This window comes from Kibdelosporangium philippinense (assembly GCF_021390435.2).
Taxonomy (GTDB): domain Bacteria; phylum Actinomycetota; class Actinomycetes; order Mycobacteriales; family Pseudonocardiaceae; genus Kibdelosporangium; species Kibdelosporangium philippinense.
In genome coordinates, this window is record NZ_JAJVCN010000004.1 from 614,272 (window position 1) to 638,667 (window position 24,396).

22 protein-coding genes and 1 pseudogene are annotated in these 24,396 nt (G+C 65.7%); 13 read left to right on the plus strand and 10 right to left on the minus strand.

The window, feature by feature from the left end; genetic code table 11:
- Positions 1–326 precede the first annotated feature (326 nt).
- The 5 genes from LWC34_RS45690 (at position 327) to LWC34_RS45710 (ending at position 5,924) form a co-directional block, all read left to right on the plus strand.
- On the plus strand, positions 327–1,703 hold the full coding sequence (locus LWC34_RS45690; protein ID WP_233731534.1) for a hypothetical protein: 1,377 nt from the start codon (positions 327–329) through the stop codon (positions 1,701–1,703).
- 229 nt (positions 1,704–1,932) lie between these two features.
- Complete coding sequence (locus LWC34_RS45695; RefSeq protein WP_233731535.1) at positions 1,933–2,346, plus strand: hypothetical protein; 414 nt, start codon at positions 1,933–1,935, stop codon at positions 2,344–2,346.
- A 3-nt stretch (positions 2,347–2,349) separates the two neighbouring features.
- The gene (locus LWC34_RS45700; RefSeq protein ID WP_233731536.1) at positions 2,350–3,414 is read left to right on the plus strand and encodes a WXG100-like domain-containing protein; all 1,065 of its coding nucleotides are present in this window, start codon (positions 2,350–2,352) and stop codon (positions 3,412–3,414) included.
- A gap of 537 nt (positions 3,415–3,951) precedes the next feature.
- Positions 3,952–4,722 (plus strand): TnsA-like heteromeric transposase endonuclease subunit, encoded by a 771-nt coding sequence (locus LWC34_RS45705; protein ID WP_233731537.1) that lies wholly within the window; start codon positions 3,952–3,954, stop codon positions 4,720–4,722.
- A complete protein-coding gene (locus LWC34_RS45710; protein ID WP_233731538.1) occupies positions 4,719–5,924 on the plus strand; it encodes a COG3415 family protein in 1,206 nt (401 codons plus the stop codon). The genes LWC34_RS45705 and LWC34_RS45710 overlap by 4 nt, the downstream gene beginning before the upstream one ends.
- Here LWC34_RS45710 and LWC34_RS45715 read toward each other — a convergent pair.
- The 4 genes and pseudogenes from LWC34_RS45715 to LWC34_RS45730 all read right to left on the minus strand — a co-directional run.
- Complete coding sequence (locus LWC34_RS45715; protein WP_233728362.1) at positions 5,901–7,508, minus strand: recombinase family protein; 1,608 nt, start codon at positions 7,506–7,508, stop codon at positions 5,901–5,903. The two genes, LWC34_RS45710 and LWC34_RS45715, sit on opposite strands and share 24 nt — an antisense overlap.
- Positions 7,509–7,635: 127 nt before the next feature.
- Positions 7,636–8,628 carry a tyrosine-type recombinase/integrase gene (locus tag LWC34_RS45720; protein ID WP_233724684.1) on the minus strand — a complete coding sequence of 331 codons (993 nt, stop codon included), beginning with the start codon at positions 8,626–8,628 and terminating at the stop codon, positions 7,636–7,638.
- Positions 8,625–9,566, minus strand: coding sequence for a tyrosine-type recombinase/integrase (locus LWC34_RS45725; RefSeq protein ID WP_233724685.1), 942 nt, complete (start codon positions 9,564–9,566; stop codon positions 8,625–8,627). The genes LWC34_RS45720 and LWC34_RS45725 overlap by 4 nt, the downstream gene beginning before the upstream one ends.
- A pseudogene (locus LWC34_RS45730) lies at positions 9,563–10,057 on the minus strand (tyrosine-type recombinase/integrase); the annotation flags it as partial. The pseudogene LWC34_RS45730 and the gene LWC34_RS45725, both read right to left, overlap by 4 nt.
- Positions 10,058–10,211: 154 nt before the next feature.
- Between LWC34_RS45730 and istA the strand changes: the two are divergent.
- Together istA and istB are read left to right on the plus strand one after the other, a co-directional pair.
- Positions 10,212–11,678, plus strand: a complete 1,467-nt coding sequence (gene istA, locus LWC34_RS45735) for an IS21 family transposase (RefSeq protein WP_233723026.1) — start codon at positions 10,212–10,214, stop codon at positions 11,676–11,678.
- Positions 11,675–12,445, plus strand: a complete 771-nt coding sequence (istB, locus tag LWC34_RS45740) for an IS21-like element helper ATPase IstB (protein WP_233723025.1) — start codon at positions 11,675–11,677, stop codon at positions 12,443–12,445. Before istA ends, istB begins: the two co-directional genes overlap by 4 nt.
- Here the strand turns inward: istB and LWC34_RS45745 are convergent.
- A complete protein-coding gene (locus LWC34_RS45745; RefSeq protein ID WP_233731408.1) occupies positions 12,420–13,208 on the minus strand; it encodes a site-specific integrase in 789 nt (262 codons plus the stop codon). The genes istB and LWC34_RS45745 overlap by 26 nt on opposite strands.
- A 59-nt stretch (positions 13,209–13,267) precedes the next feature.
- A complete protein-coding gene (locus LWC34_RS45750; RefSeq protein WP_233731539.1) occupies positions 13,268–13,828 on the minus strand; it encodes a recombinase family protein in 561 nt (186 codons plus the stop codon).
- Between LWC34_RS45750 and LWC34_RS45755 the strand changes: the two genes are divergently transcribed.
- Complete coding sequence (locus LWC34_RS45755) at positions 13,791–14,090, plus strand: hypothetical protein (RefSeq protein WP_233724682.1); 300 nt, start codon at positions 13,791–13,793, stop codon at positions 14,088–14,090. The two genes, LWC34_RS45750 and LWC34_RS45755, sit on opposite strands and share 38 nt — an antisense overlap.
- A gap of 43 nt (positions 14,091–14,133) precedes the next feature.
- Here LWC34_RS45755 and LWC34_RS45760 read toward each other — a convergent pair whose 3' ends face one another.
- Together LWC34_RS45760 and LWC34_RS45765 are read right to left on the minus strand one after the other, a co-directional pair.
- The gene (locus LWC34_RS45760) at positions 14,134–14,619 is read right to left on the minus strand and encodes a helix-turn-helix domain-containing protein (protein ID WP_233724681.1); all 486 of its coding nucleotides are present in this window, start codon (positions 14,617–14,619) and stop codon (positions 14,134–14,136) included.
- A gap of 206 nt (positions 14,620–14,825) precedes the next feature.
- Positions 14,826–15,065, minus strand: coding sequence for a DUF5372 family protein (locus tag LWC34_RS45765; RefSeq protein WP_233724680.1), 240 nt, complete (start codon positions 15,063–15,065; stop codon positions 14,826–14,828).
- Between the two features lie 62 nt (positions 15,066–15,127).
- Here LWC34_RS45765 and LWC34_RS45770 point away from each other — a divergent pair, with 62 nt between their 5' ends.
- From LWC34_RS45770 to LWC34_RS45780, 3 genes are read left to right on the plus strand one after another with little or no spacing between them, the layout of a single operon-like run.
- Positions 15,128–16,015: a Mu transposase C-terminal domain-containing protein gene (locus tag LWC34_RS45770; protein ID WP_233731540.1), complete on the plus strand. Its 888-nt coding sequence runs from the start codon at positions 15,128–15,130 to the stop codon at positions 16,013–16,015.
- A complete protein-coding gene (locus LWC34_RS45775; RefSeq protein WP_233731541.1) occupies positions 16,012–17,091 on the plus strand; it encodes a TniB family NTP-binding protein in 1,080 nt (359 codons plus the stop codon). The genes LWC34_RS45770 and LWC34_RS45775 overlap by 4 nt, the downstream gene beginning before the upstream one ends.
- Positions 17,088–20,036 carry a TniQ family protein gene (locus LWC34_RS45780; protein WP_233731542.1) on the plus strand — a complete coding sequence of 983 codons (2,949 nt, stop codon included), beginning with the start codon at positions 17,088–17,090 and terminating at the stop codon, positions 20,034–20,036. The genes LWC34_RS45775 and LWC34_RS45780 overlap by 4 nt, the downstream gene beginning before the upstream one ends.
- Positions 20,037–20,039: 3 nt before the next feature.
- Here LWC34_RS45780 and LWC34_RS45785 read toward each other — a convergent pair whose 3' ends face one another.
- Both LWC34_RS45785 and LWC34_RS45790 read right to left on the minus strand, forming a co-directional pair.
- A complete protein-coding gene (locus LWC34_RS45785) occupies positions 20,040–21,284 on the minus strand; it encodes an IS701 family transposase (protein ID WP_233726375.1) in 1,245 nt (414 codons plus the stop codon).
- Between the two features lie 187 nt (positions 21,285–21,471).
- The gene (locus LWC34_RS45790) at positions 21,472–22,800 is read right to left on the minus strand and encodes an IS630 family transposase (RefSeq protein ID WP_233731543.1); all 1,329 of its coding nucleotides are present in this window, start codon (positions 22,798–22,800) and stop codon (positions 21,472–21,474) included.
- A 552-nt stretch (positions 22,801–23,352) separates the two neighbouring features.
- Between LWC34_RS45790 and LWC34_RS45795 the strand changes: the two genes are divergently transcribed.
- The gene (locus tag LWC34_RS45795) at positions 23,353–23,973 is read left to right on the plus strand and encodes a hypothetical protein (protein ID WP_233731544.1); all 621 of its coding nucleotides are present in this window, start codon (positions 23,353–23,355) and stop codon (positions 23,971–23,973) included.
- Between the two features lie 155 nt (positions 23,974–24,128).
- Positions 24,129–24,233 carry a methylenetetrahydrofolate reductase gene (locus tag LWC34_RS45800; protein WP_233731545.1) on the plus strand — a complete coding sequence of 35 codons (105 nt, stop codon included), beginning with the start codon at positions 24,129–24,131 and terminating at the stop codon, positions 24,231–24,233.
- Positions 24,234–24,396: the final 163 nt, after the last annotated feature.

Here is a 24,396-nt window from a genome sequence, read left to right on the forward strand (position 1 = left end):
ATCAGCGTTGTGACGGATGCGGACGCATCCGGCCCTTGAAAACCCGGCGCACCGACGTGCTGCCTGCCCTGTGTTCCGGCTGCTATCGCGGACGATCTGCAACCTGTACGACGTGCGGAAGAGTCCGGCCTACCAAGCGCTGCTCCGCACGCCAAGGTGAGGCGACGTGCGCGAGTTGCTGGCCCCGTTCGAGGCGCGTCTGTGCCCGCTGTCAGCGGGTCAAGGCGATTCTGACTCGTTGGCCGATTGGCGACGTGTGCGCCGCCTGCTATGCCTGGGTCCGCAAACACCCCGCGACGTGCACCGGCTGCGGTGCGATCCGACCGTTGATCGGCACTGACTCCGCAGACACACCGATCTGTGGTCCCTGCGCCGGACAGTCCGATCGCGACTACACCTGCCCACGATGCGGCGAGTCCGGCTTCGCCCAAACCATCGGGCGCTGCCTGCGCTGCGAGGTCGGTGACCGCATTCACGAGTTGCTCGCCGACGCCGACGGCGTCCTACGACTGGATCTCCAGCCGTTCGTCACCGCCCTGGCCACAGTCGACTCCCCAAACGCCGTCCTGCAGTGGCTACGGCCGGGCCAACCCGCCGCGCACCTGCTGGAATGGATCCACGCCATCGACGTACCAGTCACCCACGACCTGCTCGACTGCCTCCCACCGGGGCTCGCGGTGCATCGGCTACGCCAAACTCTTGTACACACCGGTGTCCTACCCGAACGCGACGAGTACCTGGAACGGCTCGTGCCCTGGCTGGACAATCTGCTCGCCGACCAGCCAGCCACGCGCGCCCACCTGCTGCGCACCTACGCCACCTGGACTGTGCTGCGCCGCGCCCGCTATCGCGCCCGCAGCAAGCAGTTCACTCCCGGCGCGAACAATTGGGCTCGATCCCGTTTGCGCGCCGCGCTACGGCTGCTGTGCTGGATCGACGAGCAGGGACTGGAGCTGGGCTCGATACGCCAGGACCACATCGACCAGTGGCTGCTCACCGGCCGTCCGGAATCCACCTACCCCGCGCGGGAATTCCTGCACTGGGCCCGGCAACGACGACTTGCCGGGGCCGTAGCCATCCCGAAGAAACGCTCGCGCACCACACTGGCACCGATCACTGACGACGAACGTTGGCAACAGCTGCGGCGCTGCCTGCACGACAACACCTTGCCCACTCCGGTGCGGGCGGCCGGGGCACTGGTGTTGCTCTACGGTCTGCCGGTCAGCCGAGTCGCCCTCCTACGGTGCGACGACATCCACATCGACACCGACCAATGTGCCTGGGTGCACTACGGGCGCCACCGGCTCCGGCTGCCGCCCGCCGTTGCCGCAGTTGTGCTCGCCCAACGCGATCAAGCCACGACCGTCTCCCCGGTTGGCCGCAGCCACCCCGGCGGCGTCGCATGGCTATTCCCTGGTGGCTTTCCCGGGCGGCCCGCACGTGACGCCCTCTATCGAGGTCTCCGCCTCCATCTGCACGTTCACCTACGGCGTGCCCGCAGCGCCGCCCTCGCCGGGCTGGCCGCGGAACTTCCCGCCGCAGTCCTCGCCCAACTACTGGACATCAACATCAACACCGCCCTCACATGGACGCGCCATACGCAAGCCGACTGGACCGCCTACCTCGCCGCACGCCGCAATACCACGGACACGAAACCCTGTCTGACAAACAAAGTCGGGCTAATACGTGGGCCAGCCGAGTAGCTCAACATCGTGCAGCGCTACCGTCCCGTGCACAGCCTGATGCCGGACTGGGCGACGTGCCGCCGTTGACCGGCAAGGTCCTCTGGCAAACCGAATCAGCCCGGCACCCCGCTCATGGCTGCACGGTGGCTTGGCCACTGACATCGCGGCGTTAAGAACTGCGCTTCCGATGCCAAGGAACGGTTAAGGACAGACACCACAATGTCGTTGACCTGGTTGGCTGGTCACCATGCCGAAACCCGACATCGACGGCCCCGCCGGGGGATACCGCAACGCGCCGACTGGAGCACCGGCCGTTGGCGCTGCCGTTCCCGGAGGCTCCACGCCGTGGTCGCCAAGTGGGCAGTTCTCAGTCGATACGGGAGAACTGGCGCAAGCCGTTGCCGCGTTTCGCGGCGCTGCGGAATCAGCCGTGGCTGCCCAGGCCGGTATGCCGAGCGCAACAGGAACCCCGTGGGGCACGGATCCGTTAGGCAAGTCGTTCGAAGGGCAGTACCTCGGACCGGCCGAAGGCGTGCAGGATGCTGTCAGCGCATTGGCCCGGTTGCTTGAGGACACAGCTGACAAACTCGACGCCATCCGGCGCAATGCCGAGACGACCGAGCAGAACGCGATCACCATCGCCACGAGCCTGAGTAGCTGAAGCGTGGCCGCACAGGAGGTTCCGGACGCGGTACAGGGCTTGCTCGCCGTGGTCGTGGGCAACAACTGGCCCGAATACAACGCCGCCGACCTGCAGGCGATGGCCTCACAATGGCGAGCCGCCGGTGAGCATGTGGCCGGCGTCATCGCCCAGATCGAGGCGGGTGCGGCGCACGTCGAGCGGGGCCTGACCGGAACAGCCTACGAGGCGTTCCGCGGGTTCATCGCGCCGCTCATCGAGCCCGGGGGCCAACTGGACGTCCTGCGGCAGGTCTGCTTCGCGCTCGCTGACGCACTGGAGGCCATGCTGCTCGAAGGCGACCTGCTCCGCAAGATCATCATTATCCTGCTGGTGATCCTGCTGATCGAGTTGATGGCCGACGCCATCGCCGCGTGGTTCACCTTCGGTACGACCAGCGCGACGTCCGCAACCCGTCAACTGGCGACCCGGGCGCAGGTGTTCACCTGGATCCGGCGGGCCATCACCCGGCTGGTGACCCATTGCGCGAACTCCGTGCTCGCACAGGTTGGCGTGACGTTCTTCGCCCAGCTGATCCAATACTGGGAAGGCAAGCGGGACAGAATCGACGGCCAGCACATCCGAGCTGCGGCCATCAACGGTGCCGTCGGTGGCGCGGTGGGCTTCGGCATGGGCGGCCTGGGCAGCCTGGCCAAGATCGGCGGCACGCCCAATTCGTGGAAGGGCGCGGCGACGTCGTTCGCCGTCAACGCGCCAGCGAATGTGGGCTGGGGTGCCGCAACCGGTGCGGCGGAAGCCGCCGCCCAAGACGCCGCCACCGGACTGACCGGTGACGAGGTCTACGGTGCCCAGAACGGTGCGTTCAACGGTGTGAAAGGCGGTCTGCACACCAGTTTCAACCCGGGCAACAAGCTGTCGATTACCCCTGGCGACCATCTGAACAACGCGCTCAACAAGCCTTTCGATACACCGCCGCCACGACCGCACCGAACTGAAACAGATCCGCCTCGGCTGGAGACCGGCCCACCGGAAGACTGGGACGCCTGGGGCGCGAGCACAACCCAGGCAATTCTCGACGCAGGCCGCTGACCGAACGGCACCCGATGATATGACGATCTCCTCTGCCGCCGCAGTAACGACGCGTTATGCACCCGCAGGAGCCGCTCCTCCCAGCGGAACTGCAAGCGTGGTTCGACGAACAGCCTGCATCGTGCGCGGCACTACACGCGAAACCTGACCAGACAACAGAACACGAGCTACACGGCTACACCATTACCTTCAACTCCGCAGTCTCGCGAGTGAGCCACGAGGGGCGTTCACCGTGATTCGCGCCTCGTCCGCCGGTCGCGAGCCTGCTGGGCACAACCACTGCAATACCGTTGGAATAAGGCAGGGTTTGAATACTGCTACTTCACCAGTTAAATAGGCTTATTGTAGGTTCCCATGTTTGACTTCATTTTCCCAGTGATTCTTCGTCTGGTTTTCGTCGATGAAAGATCGGCGGGAATGTTGACGGGCGGGACAGCGATGTTGGAACCGTCGCGGACGTCATGCCGTTCGGCCGTTCGGGTGATGTTCTGCTTGTGCCTTCGACTGTTGATCGTGGTCTGGCGGGATGGTCGCCGCATGAGGCAGGTACGCAGTATGCCGGTGGGCGTTGCGTCCGTCCGGAGCGAGAGTGATCTTCTGGTGCGCTATCGCGGTAGCGATGGCGGGTTTGTGGATACGTCGCTGGATCGGCTGTCCGTGGATGACGTGTTGGCCGGGTTGCCGGTGCGGGAGTTCCGTTCGTATCGCGGCCGTCGGCACTATTCGGGCTGGTATTGGTCAGCCACAACAGGTGGCCTTGTGGTGTACGAGAGTCGGCTGGAGTTGGCTCGGATCTTGTTGGCCGACAAGGACTCCGATGTGGTGGCGATCGCGGCACAACCGTTCCTGGTGGATGGGTTTGACGGTGAGCGGACGCGGCGGCATGTGCCGGATGTGTTGCTCGGGCACGCCGATAGGGCGGTGACGGTTGTCGATGTGAAGGCCGCGTCGCGATTGGACGATCCGAAGGTGTCGGCACAGTTCGCCTGGATGAAGCGGTTGTGCGAGCAACAGGGTTTCCGGTTCGAAGTGTGGTCGGGCACGGATCCGGTGCTGTTGGAGAATGTGCGGTTCCTGGCTGGCTTCCGTCGACCGGCGTTAGTTGCTCAGGAGTTGGTGCCGCTGGTGCTGGAGGCAGCGGTGTCGCCGTGCACGATCGCCGAGCTGGAGCGGCAGCTGGCTGGCCCGGCGCGGTGGGACCGGATTCGTCCAGTAATCCTGCATTTGCTGTGGCGGTCGCGGTTGACTGCGAATCTGTTCCGCCCACTGGACGGCGATACGATCGTGCGGACGGGGGTGGCCGCGTGAGCGCACGAACGGTGACGATCGCGGTCGGTGCATCACTGTTGGTGGACGGAGAGATGGCGCGGGTCGTGGAGTTCGATGGCCGCGCAGTGACACTGCAGTTGTCCAATGGCCGCTACAGCAGCATGGCCGTGGCCGAGCTGGTGCGGCGGGCGCGTGGCCCGGATCATGTCGCCAGCGGTGCCGGTGGTGGGAACGACCCGGGTGTGGTGTTGGCCGGGTTGTCGGCGACCGAGCGCGAGCGAGTGGCACAGCGGGCCGCACACGTCCGCGAGGTGCTGACCGGGTACACCTCCGGTCATGCCGAGACAGCGCGCCCCGGTGAACCCCGGACCGCCTTCGCCAAGGGAACCCCGCTAACCGTCCGCTATGCGGCCAAGGCTACTGAGTTGTCGGTGACGGCACGGACAGTCCAGAACTGGGTAGCCGCCTACCGCGACGGCGGAGAGGCCGCGCTGGTCGACGACCGACATCGCCGTGGCTGGTCCACTGTGGATCCAAGGTGGGACGCGGCGGTGCGCTCGGAACTGGCGGCTGGTGTGTCCGCGTCGACACCGACCCGAAGCGCGGTGCTGATGCGCGCGGCAGCACGGCTGGAGCGGGAGCACGGGCCGGGCGTAGTTGCTGTCCCATCCAAGACGACGGCCTACCGTCGGCTGGCGTCGCTCACCAGGGGGACAAACGCCGTGTCCGGGTCGGCGGCGGGCCGCCGGTCGATCGCGGAGCGACCGCAAGGTGTTTATGGGCGGCTGCGGGCGACCCGTCCCGGTGAGTACTTGATTTTGGATACCCAGGATCTGGATGTGTTCGCGATGGAGCCGGTGACCTGCCGGTGGGTACGGGCGCAGTTGACCGTCGCGCAGGATTTGTTCGATCGGCAGATTCTCGGGCTGAAGGTGACCCCGGTGTCGACCAAGGCAGTCGATATCGCCGGTGTGCTGTTCGAGGCGGTGACTGGCCGTGGCTCCGGCCGCCCGGCGTTGGGCCCGATGCACGGGTTGCCGGAGCGGTTGGTGTTCATCGAGATCGGTGCGGATGAGCCGGTGTGGTGTCCACCTGAGACTCTGGTGGTCGATCACGGCAAGGCCTTCCTGTCCGCGCATGTGATCGGCGTATGCGCTCGGCTGGGGATCTCCATACAGCCCGCGCAGCCACGCAAACCTACCGATAAACAGTTGGCATCAGACTGCGCTCCTTGTGGTTGATGTGGTGGTTGTTTCGGTGGGTGGGGCTGGTTTGCGGGGTGGTCGTCCGCGTCGTGGGCGGGCGATGTCGGGGCTGGGGAGTTGGTAGAGGTATTCGTTCTTGTCGTTGGCTCGGCGGCCGGTGAGCAGCCCTTGGTTGCGCCAGGTTTTGACGGTGCTGGTGCCGACTCCGAGGTGGCGTGCGATGTCGTTGAGGGTGAGCAGTCCTTCGTCGCGCAGGCGCTGGGTGTGGCTGCGTAGGTGGTAGGCCTTGCCGATCTGGCGGATGAGTCGGGCGTGCAGGGGCTGGCCGGTGCCGCTGACCATGCCCTTGCTGGTGAGGATGGCGGCGATCTCGGAGTCGGTGTGTTCCTCCAGCAGGGTGTCGATCGCTGATACGACCTCGGCCGGTGTCTGACGGATTTGCCATGCTGCCAACGGGATCGGTAGTGACAAGGTGCGATCCTGTCCTCCTTTGAGTCTGATATGGACAGTGATGGTGCTGTCGGTCCTGGCCAGGGTGGCGTCGGTAAGCAGCAGGCGGATGACGCGTTTACGTTCCCGCATCGGGGTGGCTGGATTCGCCCAGAGTGCGGGGAAGTCGGCGGCCAGCGCGGTGACGGCGTCGCGTTGTGTTTGGCTCAGTGGTCCGGTGTGCTGTTCGCGGGCGCGTTCGTAGGTGTCGGTGGCCTCGCCGAGCTCGCGCAGGGTGGCGTTCCAGGCGGCTTCGAGTTGGTCGGCGACCAGCCGGTTGGCGGGATCGACCGCGAGGTAGCGGCGGCGGGCCAGGTCGGCGTGGTATTGGGCGCGTTTCACGGCGGCGGCGCGGATGCGGTCGGCCTCGTCGGCGCGGGCGGTGAGCTCGTCGGCGACGGCCAGAGCGGTCTCCAAGGCCAGCGGGGTGACCGTGTCCAGGAGCAATCGGCTGACGGCGGTGTCGATCCCGGCGCCGGGGATGCGTTGGCAGATCGTTTTCCCGTGCTGGATGCCCTCGGATTGGCAGACGTATTCGGGGACGTGGTTGCCTTTGCGGGTGTGGTAGCGCACGGTCATCCGGCCGCCGCACTTGCCGCAGACGACCAGCCCTTGCAGCAGGGCGGGGCCTTCGCGGGGTGGGCTGGCGCGGCGGTCGTTGCCGTGGGCGGTGGCGTTGGCGGCCAGACGGGTCTGGTTGACCTCGAACTGTTCCCAGCTGATGTAGCCGGGATGGGAGTCGGTGATCAGCACCGTCCATTCCTCGCGCGGCAGGACGCGGGTGGTCATGGTGCCGTCGGCGCGGCGGTGATCGGTGCGCCGACCGTAGAAGAACGCACCGGCGTAGCGGGGGTTGTGCAGCACCTGCAGTACCCGGGAGTGTTGCAGCTGGCCCCAGACCAGCTCGCCCTTGCGCGGGCCTGTTTTCAGCCTGCGCGGGAACAGCAGCCCGTCAGCGGCGAACGCCTTGACCACGGCCAGCGCTGAACCGGTGGTGGTGAACGTGCTGAACACGCGCGCCACTGAGCCTTGGACGCTGGTGTCGGGATCGAGCACGACGTTGCCGACGGGGTCATAGACCAGGCCGACCGGCAGGGCCTGGACCAGCTCGCCGCGTCGGGCCTTGGACAACACCCCGCCCCGCAACCGCGCTTTCAGGAAATGCAGTTCGGCCTCCTATGCGAACCCGTCCGTTATGCCGACCTGGCGGGGGAAGTTGTTTGCTCCCAGCAAAATCTGGCTACCAAGTTCGTTATAGTCACAGACCGTTGAGGAACGCGAGGATGGTGTCGGGGGGTTGGTAGCGGCCTGGTGGTGCGTCGCGGGGTGCGGTTCGGGCCAACGCCCGCTCCTTGAGTGCAAGATCGGCATGGATGTAAACCTGCGTGGTGGCCGTGTTTTCGTGTCCCATCCACAACGCGATGACGGAGATGTCAACACCGGCGTGGAGCAGCCGCATCGCGGCGGAGTGCCGCAGGACGTGAGGTGAGATCTTCTTCTCACCCAAGGTGGGACAGGATCGCGCTGCAGTGGCTGCATGTATGGAAACCCGGCGCTGCAAGGCATCCCGGCTCATGGGGCCGCCGCGGCGGGTCGGAAACAACGGGTCGGCAGGCAAACCAGCGCGTTCGGCAAGCCAGGCACGAAGCACCATGACGGCGCCAGCGGTGAGTGGGGTAATCCGCTGTTTTCTGCCCTTGCCCAGACAACTGACGTGCGCGCCGGTGCCCAGGTGGAGATCACTGATCCTCAGGCGGGTGAGTTCGGTGGCGCGCAGCCCGGTCTGGCAGGCCAGCATGAGCAGGGCGTGGTCGCGGCGTCCGGTCCAGTTGCTCGGGTCCGGGGCGGCCAGCAGCGCGGTGATCTCGTCCTCGGTGAGGTAGGTGATCAGGGTGCGGTCGAACCGTTTGGGTGGGATTGCCAGGACCCGCTGGATGACCGCGGCCTGGTCGGGATGGTGCAGCGCTGCGTAGCGGAACAGCGAGTGGATGGCTGCCAGTCGGGCGTTGCGGGTGCGGACGCTGTTGCCGCGGTCGGTTTCCAGATGGGTCAGGAACGCGCCGATCAGCGGAGCGTCCAGATCGGTGATGTCCATAGTGGAGGGTTGTTTGCCGGTCTGTTTCTCGGTGAAGATCAGCAATAGCTTGGCGGTGTCGCGGTAGGCGGCGATCGTGTGGCCGCTGGCCTGGCGTTGCCGGGCCAGTCGGTCGGTGAAGAATGCTTGCAGGGTCGGGGCCAGAGTGCCGCTCATGCGCCACCTGCCAGGTGTTCGGCCAGGCGCTGCCCGGCCAGGGCCATCAGTTCCGGTGCGGCAGAGAGGTACCAAAATGTGTGTTTCGGGTCGGTGTGGCCCAGGTAGGTCGACAGCCTGGGCATCATGGCCGGGATGTCGGCGCCCTGGCGGTACCAGTCCAGCACGGTCGCGACCGCAAAACTGTGCCGGAGGTCGTGGATTCGTGGCCGGCAGGACGCTGAGCGGCGTGTGATCCCGCACCCCTCGGCCAGGCGGGCGAAGACAAGGCTGATGTTGCTGTGTAGCAACCGTGTCCCCCTGCTGGAGAGCAACAGTGCTGGGCTGGCCGGTCGTGGCAGCCGTTCCTGCCGACACTGTCGATAGCGGGTCAGGGCTCGCATCGCGCTGGGGTGCAAGGGAACCAGGCGGTGTTTGCCGAACTTGGTGTCACGCACCATCAGCAATTCGTGCTCGACGTCGAGATCCTCGTCATCAAGGGCGATCGCTTCACTGATCCGCAGGCCGCTGATCGCCAGCAGGCTGATCAGGCTTTGGTAGGTGGCGGCCCGAAGGCGCGGACGCAGCATGGCCGCGGCCTGGATGAGTGACCGGATCTCAGCCTCGGAATACAAGTACGGAGTAGCCCGGCAGGGCCCCACGGCGTGGATCACCCCGGCCGGCGGAACCTCCACACAGGGGTCAAGGCTGTGCAGGTAGGCGGCGAAGCCGCGCACCACGCTGACGCGGATCGCCAGCCAATGCAGGGATGTCCCAGCGGGTAGCGTCGCCCAGGCCAACGCGTTCTCGGTGGTGATGGTGTCGATGCCGTCGTGTTCGAGGTAGTCGACGAACTGACCCAGCAAGCGGCCGGCGTTGGCCAAGCGGAAACCCACAGCGCGACGCAAATCCAAGTAGTCCGCGAGCGCGCGGCGCAGCGGGGGACGTGACTGTGTCATGCCGCCTCACCTGGCCAAGGCCGGGCCAGTGCCCGTAGCGCCTCGGTATCAACCTTCGCGTAAATCGCGGTGGTCAGCGGGCGAACATGTCGTAGAGCTTGGCCGATGTCGCTCAGCGAGCCACCTCCACGCAGCATGGCGGTGGCCGCCGAGTGCCGCAGCCGATGAGCGTGCACCACGCCAATACCAGCCCGTCGGCCCGCGGAGGCCACCGCAGTCGTGACAGCGCCGGTGCTCAACGCCCGATACGGAGCCTGCGCACGAACGAACACCGTCCGGCCCTGGGCAGCGGCAGGGCGTCCGTTGCGCAGATAGGCGACGATCTTCTCCCCGACATCAGCCGGCAGCGGCATCCGATCACGCCGATTACCCTTGCCCCACACCGTGATCTCACCGAGTCGCCAGTCGATGTCGTCTAATCCCAACGCGGCGACTTCACCAGCGCGCAGCCCGAGCCGAAACAGCAACGTGAGGATCGCCAGATCCCGCCGCCCTGTCGAGGTCTGCTGATGTCGGCGTACGGACTCATGTGACCAGCCACGTACGGGTTAATGTGTCCACTTTGTAGCGTGTCGGGGTGTCGGTACGCGCTGGTGATCGTCAAGCTGTCGTGCGACCTGGCGGGTGTGTATAGGGACGGCACTGGTGATCTTGGACGAGGAGCGGTGGGCGGAGCTGCGTCGCTTCCGTGGCTTGTATGAGTCCGGCGCGATGAGCATCTCTGCGATCGCGCGGGAGACCGGGCTGCACCGGCAGACTGTCCGCAAATACCTGGCCAGCGACGCGCGGCCAGGACCGCCGCGAGGCAGCAGCCGCAAGGGGACCCGCACGCCGGTGATCGCCGCGATGGCGCCGGTGATCGATGCGTGGCTGCGCTCAGAGCTGCTGCTGAAAGGCACGGTTATTCACGAGCGGCTGGTCGAGCAGTACGGGTTCACCGGCAACTATCAGCGCGTCAAGCTGTATTTGCAGGAGGCCCGTCCCAGGATCGCGGCCGAGCTGGGTATCGCCCCGGACGAGCTGGGGCTCCTGCACCGCCGGTTCGAGGTGATCCCAGGCGCGCAGGCCCAAGTGGACTGGGGGGACGAGGGTCAGATCCTCGCGCATGTCGGCATTCCGAAGGTCTACTCGTTCCACATGACCTTGTCCTATTCACGCGACCCGTTCTGCTGCTTTACCACCAGTCAGGACCTGGAGACCTTCTTCGCCTGCCATCGCCGGGCGTTCGAGCACTTCGGCGGGGTGCCTCGGGCGATCGTCTACGACCGCACCAAGACCGTGGTGCGTCGGCATGTCGCCCCAGGCAAGGCCGTTCCGTTGCATCCGGAAGCCGTGGCGTTCGCCGGGCACTACGACTTCGACATCGACGTGCTGGCCGCATACCGCCCGACCGGCAAGGGCCGGGTCGAGCGCCAAGTCGCGATCGTGCGCGATCACGTCCTGGCCGGTCGTGGGTTCGCCAGCCTGGAGGAGATGGACTCGGCGTTCACCGCCTGGGTCCCGTTGCGGCGCAAGCGCGTCCACAGCACGCACGGCGAGGTCATCGGCCACCGCGCCGCCCGTGACCACTCGGCCCTGCACCCAATCCCAGTCAGTCCGTATCTGGTCACGCAGCGGCATCTGCGGCACGTCGGCAAGGACTGCCTGGTCGCGTTCGACGCCAGCCTTTACTCAGTTCCTGCCCGCAAGGTCCGTCACCGCCAGCTGGTCGAGATCCGCGCCACCGCCGACACCATCAGCCTGCATGCCACATCCATCGACGCGGCCACGACCGGCAACCTAGCCGACGGCACCCTGCTGGCCGTCCATCCCCGGGCCACGACCAGAGGCCAGCGGGTCGTCGACGAAACCCATTGGGACGGTCTGCCCGACGGCCACACCCGCGCGGTTACCACCAGCATCGAGGACGACGACCACGACGGGAAGGTCATCCCGCTGCGGCCCAATACCGCGCCTGAACAGTCGTGGCCCCGGTCACTGGAGGCGCTGCTCACCCGCACCGCCGCCGCACAGATCAAGGTCGAACACCGCCCGCTGTCGGTCTATGAACAACTCACCGGCACCGGACCCAGCAGGACCACAGCACTACCGCAGACGAAGGATCACCGTTGAACGAGCTGGTCACCACCCGCATCCGCTCCACCGCCACCCGGCTCGGCCTGAACCACCTGCCCAGCCAGCTCGACACCTTCGCCCGCCGCGCCGAGGACAACCAGATGGGATACCTCGAGTTCCTCGACCTGGTCCTGGAAGAGGAAGCCGCCGTCCGCGACGAACGCCGCTTCCGCAGCGCCCTGCGCCTGTCGAAACTGCCGCACCACAAGACCCTGGACGACTACGACTTCTCCTTCCAGCCCGAGCTGGATCCGCGGAAGATCAAAGACTTGGCCACGCTCTCGTTCATTGAGGACAAAGGCAACGCCGCTCTGCTCGGGCCGCCCGGAGTCGGGAAAACACACATCGCCGTCGCTCTCGCGGTCGCTGCCTGCCGCGCCGGCTACACCGTCTACTTCACCACCCTGGACGACATGGTCCGCCGCCTGAAAGCCGCCGACGCGATCGGACGGCTCACCAGCACTCTGCGCACCTACCTACGGCCCAACGTCCTCGTGATCGACGAGGTGGGCTATCAGCCCCTCGAACGCGCCGAAGCCAACCTGGTCTTCCAGGTTATTTCGAAGCGCTACGAGAAAGGCTCCGTCATTCTGACCTCGAATAAGAACTTCGGGGAATGGGCCCAAGTCTTCAGCGACGAGGTCCTCGCCACCGCGATCCTCGACCGGCTCCTGCACCACTGCGACGTCATCCCCATCAACGGCCCCAGCTACCGGCTGAAGAACCGACTCGCCGCCATCACGGACACCGCCACCGTCGCTTGACACCTGGACACATCAGTTCGTACTCACCTGGACACATCACCGGATACGCCGACAGCTGATCACACGAGGCCAGCAACGCGACCACCTGGTCGGCTTCCAGCGCTTGAGGCAGACCTCTCAGCGTCCAGCCCGCTACCGAAGGCACGGCTGTGGCCAGCGGCTGGTCGATGACACCTTCCAGATACAGAAACGTAAGCAGGGACCGGAGAGCCGTCACGATCCGCTGAGCAGACCGAGGCCGCTTCCGACACTGCACCACCACGAACGCGGCCACCTCACCCGCGGTCAAGCGCTCCAGATCAACGTCATCTTCGGTCTTGTTCGCCCTCTCTAGCAGGAACGGTTGTACCAGGCGCACATTCAGCGCGACCGTCGTTTGGGCCAGTCCTCGCTCAGTGGTGAGGTAGTCGCGATAGCGGACCAGTAACTGCTCCACCGGGGTTGTCGCGGCCGCAGGGACCCACGCTGAAACCACCCCCAGATGCTGCAGGTAGCCCACCAGCGGCCGCAGCGCTCGTGCGGTGCGCTCGTTGACGTAGCCGGCCGCGCGGCGGTAAACGAAGTAGGTATCCACCGTCGCGGGGGTCAACTCCGACGTCTCCAGACCCTCCCGAGCCAGCCATCGGCTCAGGTGCGCCATCAACCGCACATGCGCCGCCGCGGTCAGCGGCGTGTAACCCAATCGCTCCAGCTCAGCCCGGTAACCATCAGCATAAGGAGCTAACGGTAGGCACACCCGAGCCCAACACGGAACTGTCGTCATGACCTTCTCCTCTCCATCAAGGTGTTGAGCGAAAAGGAGACGCTGATCAAGGACGCTGATTACGCCGAACTTGGTAGCCAGATTTTGCTGGGAGCAAACAACTTCCCCCGCCAGGTCGGCATAACGGACGGGTTCGCATAGGAGGCCTTATGTGGACGTCCACATAAGGCCTCGGACATTGTCCCTTTGAGACCGAGCAGGAGCCGGTCGTTGAAGTTCGCCGGGTCGTAGAGGCCGTCCTCGTCCAGGATGAGGGTGCCGGCCAGCGCGCAGATCTCCAGCAGCCGGTGCCAGTCGGTGTTGTTGCGGGCCAGCCGGGAGACTTCCAAACCGAGCACGATCCCGGCGTGTCCCATGCCGACATCGGCGACCAGTCGCTGGAACCCTTCCCGGTCCGCGGCTGAGGCGCCGGACTGGCCCTGGTCGGTATCGATGACGATGATCTGCGACTCGGCCCAGCCGAGTGCGACCGCCCGGCCGCGCAGCGCGTACTGCCGCGCGGTCGACTCGGTGTTGGACAGGACCTGTTTCAGCGTGGATTGACGGACATAGAGGTAGGCGTCACGCCGCAGGTGCTCGTGGGTGACCTTGCCCGCCGCGCTGGCGGCGCTGGTGTTCACAGTCTTCTCCTTGATCGCGTGCGGGGTGATCGTGTTCGGGCCGCAGCGCTGCCAGTGCCATGCCGGCCAACACCCGCACCAGTTCGGTGGCATGGCCGGTCAGCGCGGCCGTCGTCGGGGCGGGGCGAGGTTCTGGATCCTGTTGTGCGGCAACGGGAATCTGTTGTTGCGCCGTGGTCCAGGCAGCCATGCCGCGGCCGGTCAGCACGCCCCAGCCCAGCCGCCATCCCTCGCCGTGGCCGGACAGCACCGCCGCGCGTAGTTCTTCGTATCGCGCGGCGGTGTCCGCGCCGTGGGTGGGGATGTCAGGGGCTGCTTTTGGGTCGCTCCTTGGATTCCGTGTGGCGGCGAGCCAGCGCCCGCTCGATCGAGCGTGGGTGCACGCGCGTGCCGAACCGCTGCTGGATCAGCTCTGCTAGCGCCGACGATCGCAGCGTGGGGTCGGCGGCCAGGAGTTCCTCGAGATGGTCGACGACCTCGTCGGTGAGTTTGCGCGGACCCTTGGGCCCCGGTTTGGCGGGAACCAGGCCGGCTGGTCCGCTCTCGGCCACCGCGGCCGCGGCCTGGTAGTAGCTCTGCCGGGAGAACCCGAACGCCGCCGCCGCGGTCGTCACCGAGACACCGTCGACTTCGACCCGGCGCACCATCTCGTACTTGACTTGCACGAGGTCGCGGGCGTCGAAGAACTCCGAGTCGGTGAACCGCTCGTCGGCCACCGACTCCGGATGCGGGTTCAGTGTTCGCGACTCACGCAACGTCTCGGCTTTCGGGTCTGCCCGTCGCCTGCCCATGCCTGCTCCACCACCATGATCTTGTCTATCTAACTTTGACGCGATGGGCGGTGACTCTAACCATGCGATGTTGTACTTCTCCAGCAGGACAACCGCTATTCACTCGGTCGTGTGCCTCCGTGAGCAACGAATGATGACCATTGTCGGCATAGTTGCCCTGACATTCGCGGCGCAATCTGGTTGACACGTGGATCAAGCTCAGACGGTCAGGGACGCAGGCTCGCCAGCACATCGGCCAACGCGAGCAGGTCCTGGATCCGGAACGGCGAACGGCCGGCCGCCATCACCACGAACGGATCCGGCTCCACCACGTCGGTCCAAGCCGTGGGCAGGGACTTCAGCTCACCGCGCTCATCATGGAAGCAGACCCGATCCTCACCCCAGTTGTTGCGGCGCGCCACGAACTCGAACTCCTGCCCACGCAACGGATGGAACGGATGCGTCACCCGCACAACTCGTTGCTCACCGGCTCCATCGGGTGCATTCGACGACTCGGTCCAAACCAACAGTGGAACGGTTTTTCAAGTCGTTGCGGGAAGGCCTGATTCAGCATCTGCCGGCCTACAAGGGGCCGGACCTGCACAGCCGTGGACTACGGGTGGAGGAACAGGCGTTCTTGTTCCTCCACGAGTTGGAAGATGTGATTCGCGACTGGATCGTCTCGGTTTATCACCCCACTGATCACGCCGGGCTGGCAGTCGCGGACTGGCCCAATCTGGCGGTCAGTCCAAATGAGATGTTCGCGGCCGGGATCGCGAAGGCCGGCCTGCTAAGGATTCCAGCGACACCGGAGTTGGTGTTCGAGTTCCTGCGGGTGGCCTGGCGCACCATCCAGCATTACGGTGTCGAGGTCGATGGGCGCCGTTACAACGGCCCGGCGCTCGACGGGTACCGCAACGCCCCCAGCCCCCACTGCGGTGTCGCCGCGGGAAAGTGGCCGATCCGGGTCAACGACGACGATGTCCGCTTCGTCTACTTCCAAGACCCCGACGACAGCAGATGGCATCGGCTGGACTGGGAGCACTCTCCGATGCTGGGCACCCCGTTCTCAGCCGAGGCGGCCCGCTACGCCCGAACGTTGGCCACCCGGACCGACCGGCTCGCCGACCCGAATGTTGCACTCGCACAAGTATTGGAGCGGTGGAGCAGCGGCGCGGTCACCGATCGGCGAGAACGTCGCATGGCCGCTCGGCTGTCCGCCGAGCGAGCCGCGATCCCTGGCCTGGCCGACCCGAGACTCGACGGGATCGCAGCGCCACCACAGCACGAACATGACTCGGCGCCACCGGACGCGCAGCCCCATCTCGTTGCGGTGACGGGGGATGATGACGAGGAAACCGACCTTGTGGCAGACATGAACGGCTTCTACGACGACGCGCTGGAGGTGCTGGAATGACGGCACCACAGGCGGCCTACAGCCTGTCCCGCAAGGAAGGCTGGCGCCGGTTCGTCGACACCCCACCCCGCACCCGGCCAGAATCGCTCACCGCGAGTGCGTTGCTGCGACTGGGAGATGACGCTCGCCTGGACTACGACGAGGCCCGACACGACTGGCACGCCAACTTCGGCACGATCGCCACCCCACAGCTGGCCGCGGTGCGCGACGAACTGGAGTTGATCGTCGCCTCGAACCGGCAAGACCCGGATCGGGTCCGTGGTGCCGCGGTCATCGATGGGCAACCCGGGTTGGGCAAGACCACGATCGCCAACCTCTTCGGCCGAGACTTCGACCGTGCCGCGCGACGTCGACACGGACCGTTGACCGACACAGGTGACGAGCGGATTCCGGTGTTTCGGGTTGGCCTGACGTCGAACACCACCCTGCGCACGCTGAACAAGATGATCTGCGAGTTCTACGCTCATCCGGGCGCTGCCCGAGGAACCGCCGCCCAGCTGGCCACCTACGCCCTGGATTGCGTGCTGCAGTGCCAGACCCGGGTCGGGATCATCGACGACATCCACTTCATCGACCAGCACAGCAAAGACGGGCTGGCGGTCAGCAACCACCTCAAATGGTTGGCCAACGAACTGCCGATCACATTCATCTACGCCGGCGTGGGATTGTCCGAACGGCGGTTTTTCGAGGAGGGCCTGTCCGGGCCGTCGGTGGCACTGGCACAGTCCGCACGCCGCTGGACCCGCCTGGACGTCGGCCCATTCGACCGAGGCCAGCACTGGCAGGCATTGCTCAAAGCGATCGAGAAACAGCTCGTCCTGGTCCACGGGCACCCTGGGCAACTCGCACGTCTGGCCGACTACCTGTTCACCCGCACCGGCGGTCACATCGGCTCGCTGATAACCCTGATCACGCGCGGTTGCTTCAAAGCGATCAAGACCGGCGACGAGAAGCTCTCCCGTGACCTGCTCGACACGGTGCGCATCGACGAAGCATCGGAGAAAGCCCGCAAACGGCTTCAGGCAACAACATCCCGGACCCCGACCCGCACCCGCCGACAGCGGGCCGCGTCATGAACACGCACACGGCTGTCAGGGCGCTGCCACTGCGCACGGCGATTACCGATGGCGAGAGCGTGGACTCCTGGCTTGAGCAGTTGGCTCGCCGCCACCGACTCACCCCACGAGCGTTGCTGCCCGCCCTCGGGATCAGCGCTCTCCCTGCATTCACCAGCAAGCTGATCTATGGTGTCGATCCGCGGCTCTGGCGGCAGATCGAACAGGTGACCGGGCTGGTCCCCGGACGCTTGGACACAGCGGTCGGTGACCCGCGTGTCACAGCGATCCGGTTGCGGCCAGGCGGATCCCGGTACTGCCCGCGCTGCTTGGCCGACACCCACGGCCGTTGGCTGTTGTCCTGGCGGCGGACCTGGACGGTCGCCTGCCGGTCTCACCGGATGCTGTTGCACGACAGCTGTGCGGCCTGCCACGCCACGCCCCGTCGCAAACTGCCCGGAGGAGTCAAACCGATCCCGCCGGGCAGCTGCACGCACATTCTCCTGCCGTCCCGGCGACAACGATGCGGCACGGACCTGACCACCGCAGCGGTCATTCCAGTGAACGACGACGTCCTCGACGTCCAACGCTGGATCGACGATCTGATCACCCGCATCGGCCAGCCCGACGGGCATCCCAACCGCGAGTACGCGACCACCGTGCTCGCCGATCTCCCGCTCGTGGTGTCCTGGCTGCTGCTGGACCATCGCGCCGCACTGCTGGCCACCGCTGGCCGGATCAACGCGAATCGCCCCACCGACCGGGACACCGGGTGGCACAGTCTTGACAGTCTCGATGCCGCACTCACCGCAGCTGTTCTGGCGGCGGCGAGGACCATAGTGGACGGCGCAGACCAGGCGGCCGTCACCGCGCTACGTGAGATCTTCGCCAAGCTCCCCACCAAACGCCGGATTCCGCCACCGGGCATGTCCACCGCGCACTGGCAGGCCCTGTCGACCCGGTTCCGCAACCGGTATCTCCGCGCCGCGGATCCTGACCTATTGGCCACTGAACGGCTACGGCTGCGGACCGTGACTCCCGCGGCCCGCGAACCCGGCGGCAAGATCGGCGGGCGCATCCGGCAGATCCCGCAACTGTTGTGGCCCGACTGGTCCGCGCGGCTGCTGCCCGTCAGTGGGTTCCACCCCGAACTGTTCCGCGCCGCGTTCAGCATCAGCCTGCTCATCCCCGGCCATCCCGGCAAGCCCGGCCGGGACCTGCCTGCCCTGACTACCCAGTTCAACCCGCGGGTCCGCCGCGCCAACATCACCACGATGTTCGCCGAACTCGCCGACCAACTCGGATCACCCGGGTTGCGCGATGTGCTCACACTGCTGTGTCGCATCGCTGAGCACCTCGACCAGATCGGCGCACCCATTGACTACCAACGCCGCCGTGAACAGATCCTCACTGAAACGCTCACCTGGGATCAATGGCGCGACCTGGTCTGCTCCGCCGCAGCGCATCCCGGCGACCGCAACCCCAACGGACGGCTTCTGCTGGCCCAACGCCATCTCCACCAGCTGATCACCGGCGCCGATCTCTCCGACCCACGCCACCCACTGGCCTTCCGCAACGCACATGATCGCAACCGCTACATCCTTTTCACCACGAAACTGACCACACCCCTGCGCCAAGCACTGCACGAGCACGCCATTGCTGTGCTAGCCGAACTCGGGATTGACGAACCACTGCTGTGGTCACCACCAGCCGGCCTTGCCGACGGCCTGCAGCTGCCCGGAATCGACATCCACACACTCGACATGACCACCGTCAACCGGCTCGTTGTCGAACAACACCGCTCGCCCGGTGACACGGCGCGAGAATTGGGTGTCCACCTCGAACACATCCGGCTCGCACTGGAACGCCTCGACCGCCCACAACGGCAGTGGGCCCACAACTCCACGCCTACCGCCTGGCACACCGAACAACACGCCGCCCGCGTGCTCACTCGCGACTTCTTCGACCGCGAATACATCCACAAAGGACGCACACTCAATGAACTGGCCGAGACCACCGGGATCGGCCGGCACATCATCGCCCGCATCGCCAAACAACTCGACGTCCCCTTGAACAAGGGCCGCGCCCCGTTTCCCATCGACCCGGACTGGCTGCGCGAGCAGTACGGCGACCGCCTGCGTCCCACCGCCGACATCGCCGCCGAGCTCGGCACCGACCAGATGACGGTCAACCACGCCCTGCACCGGCTCGACATCCCCACTCGCCCGTCCGGCGTCGGCAGCTTCCCACAAATGATCGCCGTTCTCGACAAAGACGTTCCCCGCGATATCCGCGCCGCGGTCGAAGGCGCGTTACACGGCTGGCAACGGCTACACCGCTTCCAGATCGCCATGACGTTCCCCAGCATCGACACCGCCGCCACATACCTCGGCGCTCACCAAAGCTCCCTGGTGCACCAATTCCAGCGGCTCGAACGCGACATCGGCACCCAGCTCTACCGCCGGGCCACATTCCACAAACCCCACCGCCCCACCCCACGGGGCCAAGCACTTCTACGCCACCTCGCCCACCAGCACATCCAGCACCTGATGACCGCCGCCCTGGGCGACCAGATCCGGCCCATGCCCGCCCCGGACACGATCACCGCCGCCCACCAACACCTCTCCCGACAGCCACGCAAACCCCCACCCCGCACACCGATCCCACACACAACCACTCCACGGAAACAACCCCGCGGTACTGCCGCTCACCAGATCCGAATCACCCCCCACGTCCGCACCGTCCTGCACGACATCATCGACCACCCCGGCGAGTTCTACGGCCTAGAAGTGTTCAACCGCACCGGAATCGACCAAAGCACCCTCTACCCGATGCTCCACCGCCTGCACCGCGCTGGATGGCTCACCAGCCACCTCGAAGACGAACAATCCTGGCTCGCCGGAGCGCCACCCGGACGCGGCCCTGGACGCCGCCGCACCTACTACTACTCCAGTCGTAGATCGTGATCTTCATGGTTCCTGGAGCGATTGGTGCTGGTAGTGGGCTTGCTGGGCTCGGTATTGGTGTCGCCTGCGCCAGTGTGAGCAGTGCAGGACGTGCCGGATGTCTGTGGCCGGAGTGAGCACCAGTGCGTTGTAGAGATGGCGGATTTCGTTGAGTGTCAACGGAATCAGCCCGTCCGCAGCGGGTCTGGCGCGGGCGGTGACCGTCACGATCGCGAGGAAGACGTGGGCGAGCAGCACCAGGGTTGTCCAGCGATACCAAGATGTCCACGTGCGGACTTGGTGTTCGTCCAGACCGGTTTGGCCTTTGCCGGTTTGGAAGGACTCCTCGACGGTCCATCGGCGCCCGGCCACCCGCACCAGCGTGGCCAGCGGCACCCTTTCGGGCGCGTAGCAGCGGTAGAAGGCACGTTCGCCGGTGCGGCGGTTGCGCCGGACCAGCAGCCACCGATGCCCGGCGGGCTCGTCATCACCGCTGGTGAGACTGATCCAGGCCCAGTCGTAGAACCGGTGTCCTTTCACGCCTTTGCCCGCGGACAGTCGCTGCCAGGCACGTTTCGGTAGCCGCGCGAGCAGTTCATCGGCCCGATAGGTGCCCGTGGCGGTGCTGACCCGGTGGTCGCAGGCCACCGCGAGCACGTACCCGACCCGCCGTTTCTCCAGATCGCCACGCAGCGTCGGATTGCTGCCGTAGACCTCGTCCGCGGCGACCCACCCGGCGGGCACACCACCGTCGAGGGCACGCAGAATCATGCGCGAGGCCAGCGCGGGCTTGGTCGCGAACCCGGTGTCCTCAGGGACCCCGGCCGCCGCGCACCGATCAGGATCACCGGTCCAGGAGCGCGGCAGGTACAGCTCACGGTCGATCAGTGTGTGCCCGACCTTGGTGGTATAGGTCAGAAACACCCCGACCTGGGCGTTCTCGATCCGCCCGGCGGTACCGGTGTATTGGCGCTGGGTCGCGACCGTGCACGTCCCTTTCTTGACGTCGCCGGTCTCGTCCACGACCAGCATCGCGTCGGTGTCACCGAGATATTCCACCGCGGCATCCCGCACGTCGTCGCGCACCTCATCGGCATCCCACACCGCCCGCGACAGCAGGTGCTGCATCCCGTCCGGCGTCGCGTCCCCGGCGTGCTCGGCGATCGTCCAGCAGTTCTTGCGCGGCAGGTCGGCCAGCAGCCCCTCCACGAACGCTCGTGCTCGCCGGCGCGGTTCCACCCGCTTAAACCGCTTCGCCACCCGAGCCATCAGCCCGTCGAACTTCTCCCGCCAGCCAACGGGATCCACACCCTCAACGGGGTTTACGATGGCGCCCGCGGCCACCACACGATCTTGAGTTGTCCACACAACTGCTCATGATCAACTGGTGGCCGCGTCCGTATTCAGGGACCCTCACCAGCCAAGATCACGAAGTCCGGCTGCCGTACTAGTTGATCTAGTGTCCTGCGTCAGAAATTCGCCTGCAAAATCGGGCGAGTGATTCGAGGATCTCTTCGGCGGTCTTGGTCCAGAGGAACGGTCGTGGGTGGGTGTTCCAGTTCGCGATCCAGGCGTGGACGTCTTTTTCCAGTGCCTGAACGCTTTTGTGGACACCGCGGCGGATCATCTGGTCGGTGAGGAACCCGAACCAGCGCTCGACCTGGTTGATCCAGGACGATCCGGTGGGTGTGAAGTGCATGTGGAACCGGGGATGTTTGGCCAGCCAGGCTTTGATCGCGGGTGTCTTGTGGGTGCCGTAGTTGTCACACACCAGATGCACGTCCAGCCCGGCGGGCACGGTCTTGTCGATCGTGGTCAAGAACTTGCGGAACTCGACTGCCCGGTGCTGGCGGTGCAGTTCGCTGATCACGGTCCCATCGGTGATGTCGAAGGCAGCGAACAGGCTGGTGATGCCGTTGCGGTGATAGTCGTGCGTGCGTCGCTCGGGCATACCCGGCATCATCGGCAACACGGGCTGAGAGCGGTCCAAGGCCTGGATCTGGGACTTCTCATCGACACACAACACCACCGCCCGCTCGGGCGGATTGTGATACAGGCCAACAACATCCACGACTTTCTCGATGAACAACGGATCGGTCGAAAGCTTGAACGTGTCCGCCCGATGTGGTTTCAGCCCGAAATCACGCCAGATCCGCCCGATCGTGGACTTGCTCAACCCCGACTTCTCCGCCATCGACGTGCGCGACCAGTGCGTGGCATTACGCGGCGTCTGCTCCAGCGTCGCCACGATCACCTCTTCCACCTGATCAACGGTGATCGACGGTGGCCTGCCTGGACGCTCCTCATCGACCAACCCCTCCAGGCGCCGCTCGAGAAACCGACGACGCCATTTGGTCACGGTGGTCGGATTCACTCGCAGATCCTCAGCGATCCGCTTGTGGGACAAGCCATCCGCGCATCCCAACACAATCTTGCAGCGCAGTGCCAGCACCTGCGACGACGTCGCTCGCCGCGCCCACCGCTGCAGCGTTTCCCGCTCTTCCTCATCGAGCACCAGCTCAGCCTTCGGCCGACCACCGCGCCCACCGTCGGCAAGCCCGGCCAACCGCTGCGCGGCAAACTTTCGGCGCCATGTGGACACTGTCTTCTCGGTGACACCCACTGCCCGCGCGGCAGCCACGTTCGACATACCCTCCGCGCACGCCAGGACAATCCGAGCCCGCTCACCCGAACGTCGATCCGCCGAACCCGCACGACGCAACAGCTCAGCGCGTTCAGTCTCCGACAGCGCGATCCCCACAGCAGAAGGTCCTCTGTGCGACATGCCCGAACGGTAACAACTAATCCTTAGAATTTCAGACGCGACACACTAGCTAGGTCATCGACATGTTGTCCGTGTCCGGTCCGACATCGCAGACGGCCGAGCGTAGAGAAACCCGTGCGCACTGGGCCACAACCATCAGAGCTGGCAAAGGTTCGCCGGGTATCTGAGGGGCGCTCATCGAACAACCTGCGGGCTGAACTTCACGCGCGGCGCGGACAGCATCCCCGGTACGCCGTCGTCATTCGATGAAGTGGTCATGAGCTCCAGCCGATGTTTCGTCAGACGCATATGTGGGTTCCGCGCGAACATGAGCAGTCTTGGCGGCGTGAGGTGGTGTTTCCACGCGACGTGACCACTCGGTGCGCAGTTGATGTCCGGGGTAGTTGATCACCTTGGTGCAACGTTCAAGCTCGTTCCAGTCCTCCGCGCGGCCGTCGGCTGTCGCATACCGTCGCGGGCGGACTCGGCCGAATCTCCGGCGATCCGCAGTTCGTACCGGTAGCGTGGCCGCTGCACACCATTCGTAGCCATACGAAGACCTGGGGAACCCGAATGAGTAAGCAGGCCGTCACCTACGTGCAGCGGCTGGGCATTACTGACCAGCGGGCCGAGCAGGTGTTCCTGCTGCTAGCCGAGCGTACCAAGATCATGAGCGGCCCGTGGGGTTCGGATCTGCCCGAGGTCATGGGGCTCGAAGTCGGCCCCGCTGACATCCCCGTGCTCGCTGCCCAGATCGGCCTCGACCCGGAAGGATTCCGCGCCCAGTTGCGGAGCCTGAGGCAGCATGTGCGGATGGATGTCCTGGAGCATGACGACGGCGTGTGGGAGATCGTCTACGGGCCTTCGTACACCGACCGCCAGCTCCCAGCCCCTCTGCCCCCAGTCATCGCCGAGGGCAACGTCGGCGGGCTGAACGCCTTCTCAGTGCCGGGCTGGGACCACTTCAGCACCTGGGGTTACGAGGACCATCTCGGCCACTACTACGCGCAGCTCTACCACAACAGCGACAACCGCGATGCCGCGCCCCGGATCTGGATCATGCCGCCCAAGTACATGGTGCGGACGATCGACGAGCTGGCCCAGGCCATCGCGGAGGCCCTCGCGCCGTACGAACGCGTCCCGATGCCGGCCGTGGTCATCAGGATGTATCTGACCAAGCCCCATACCCGCTGAACCAGTAGGAGCCACTGCGCAAACAGGCGGAGCAAGCCGCCATTGGAACTTCAACGGACCCTGCTGACCAACGGGTTTCGGTGACGAACCTTGGACGATGACACCGCGCATTTCGTGGCGAATCCCGTGCCGGCGCGGACTACGCGATCACCCAGATGCTGTTCGACGCCGACGACTACTTGCGGCTACGGGATCGGGTCGTGGCGGCGGGCTGTGACACGCCGATCATCCCCGCGCTGATGCCGGTCACCACAACGTGAACCATCGCCCGCTCTGAACAGCTGTCCGGCGCGCCGTTTCCGCCGCACCTAGCCAACCAGTTCGCCGCCGTCGCCGGGTCCTTGGGCATCGGGACGCCCGCTCCCGAACCCGACACCGCCGAAGGGAAGATCATTCATGCGATGCCCTCGGAGTCGGTGTTCG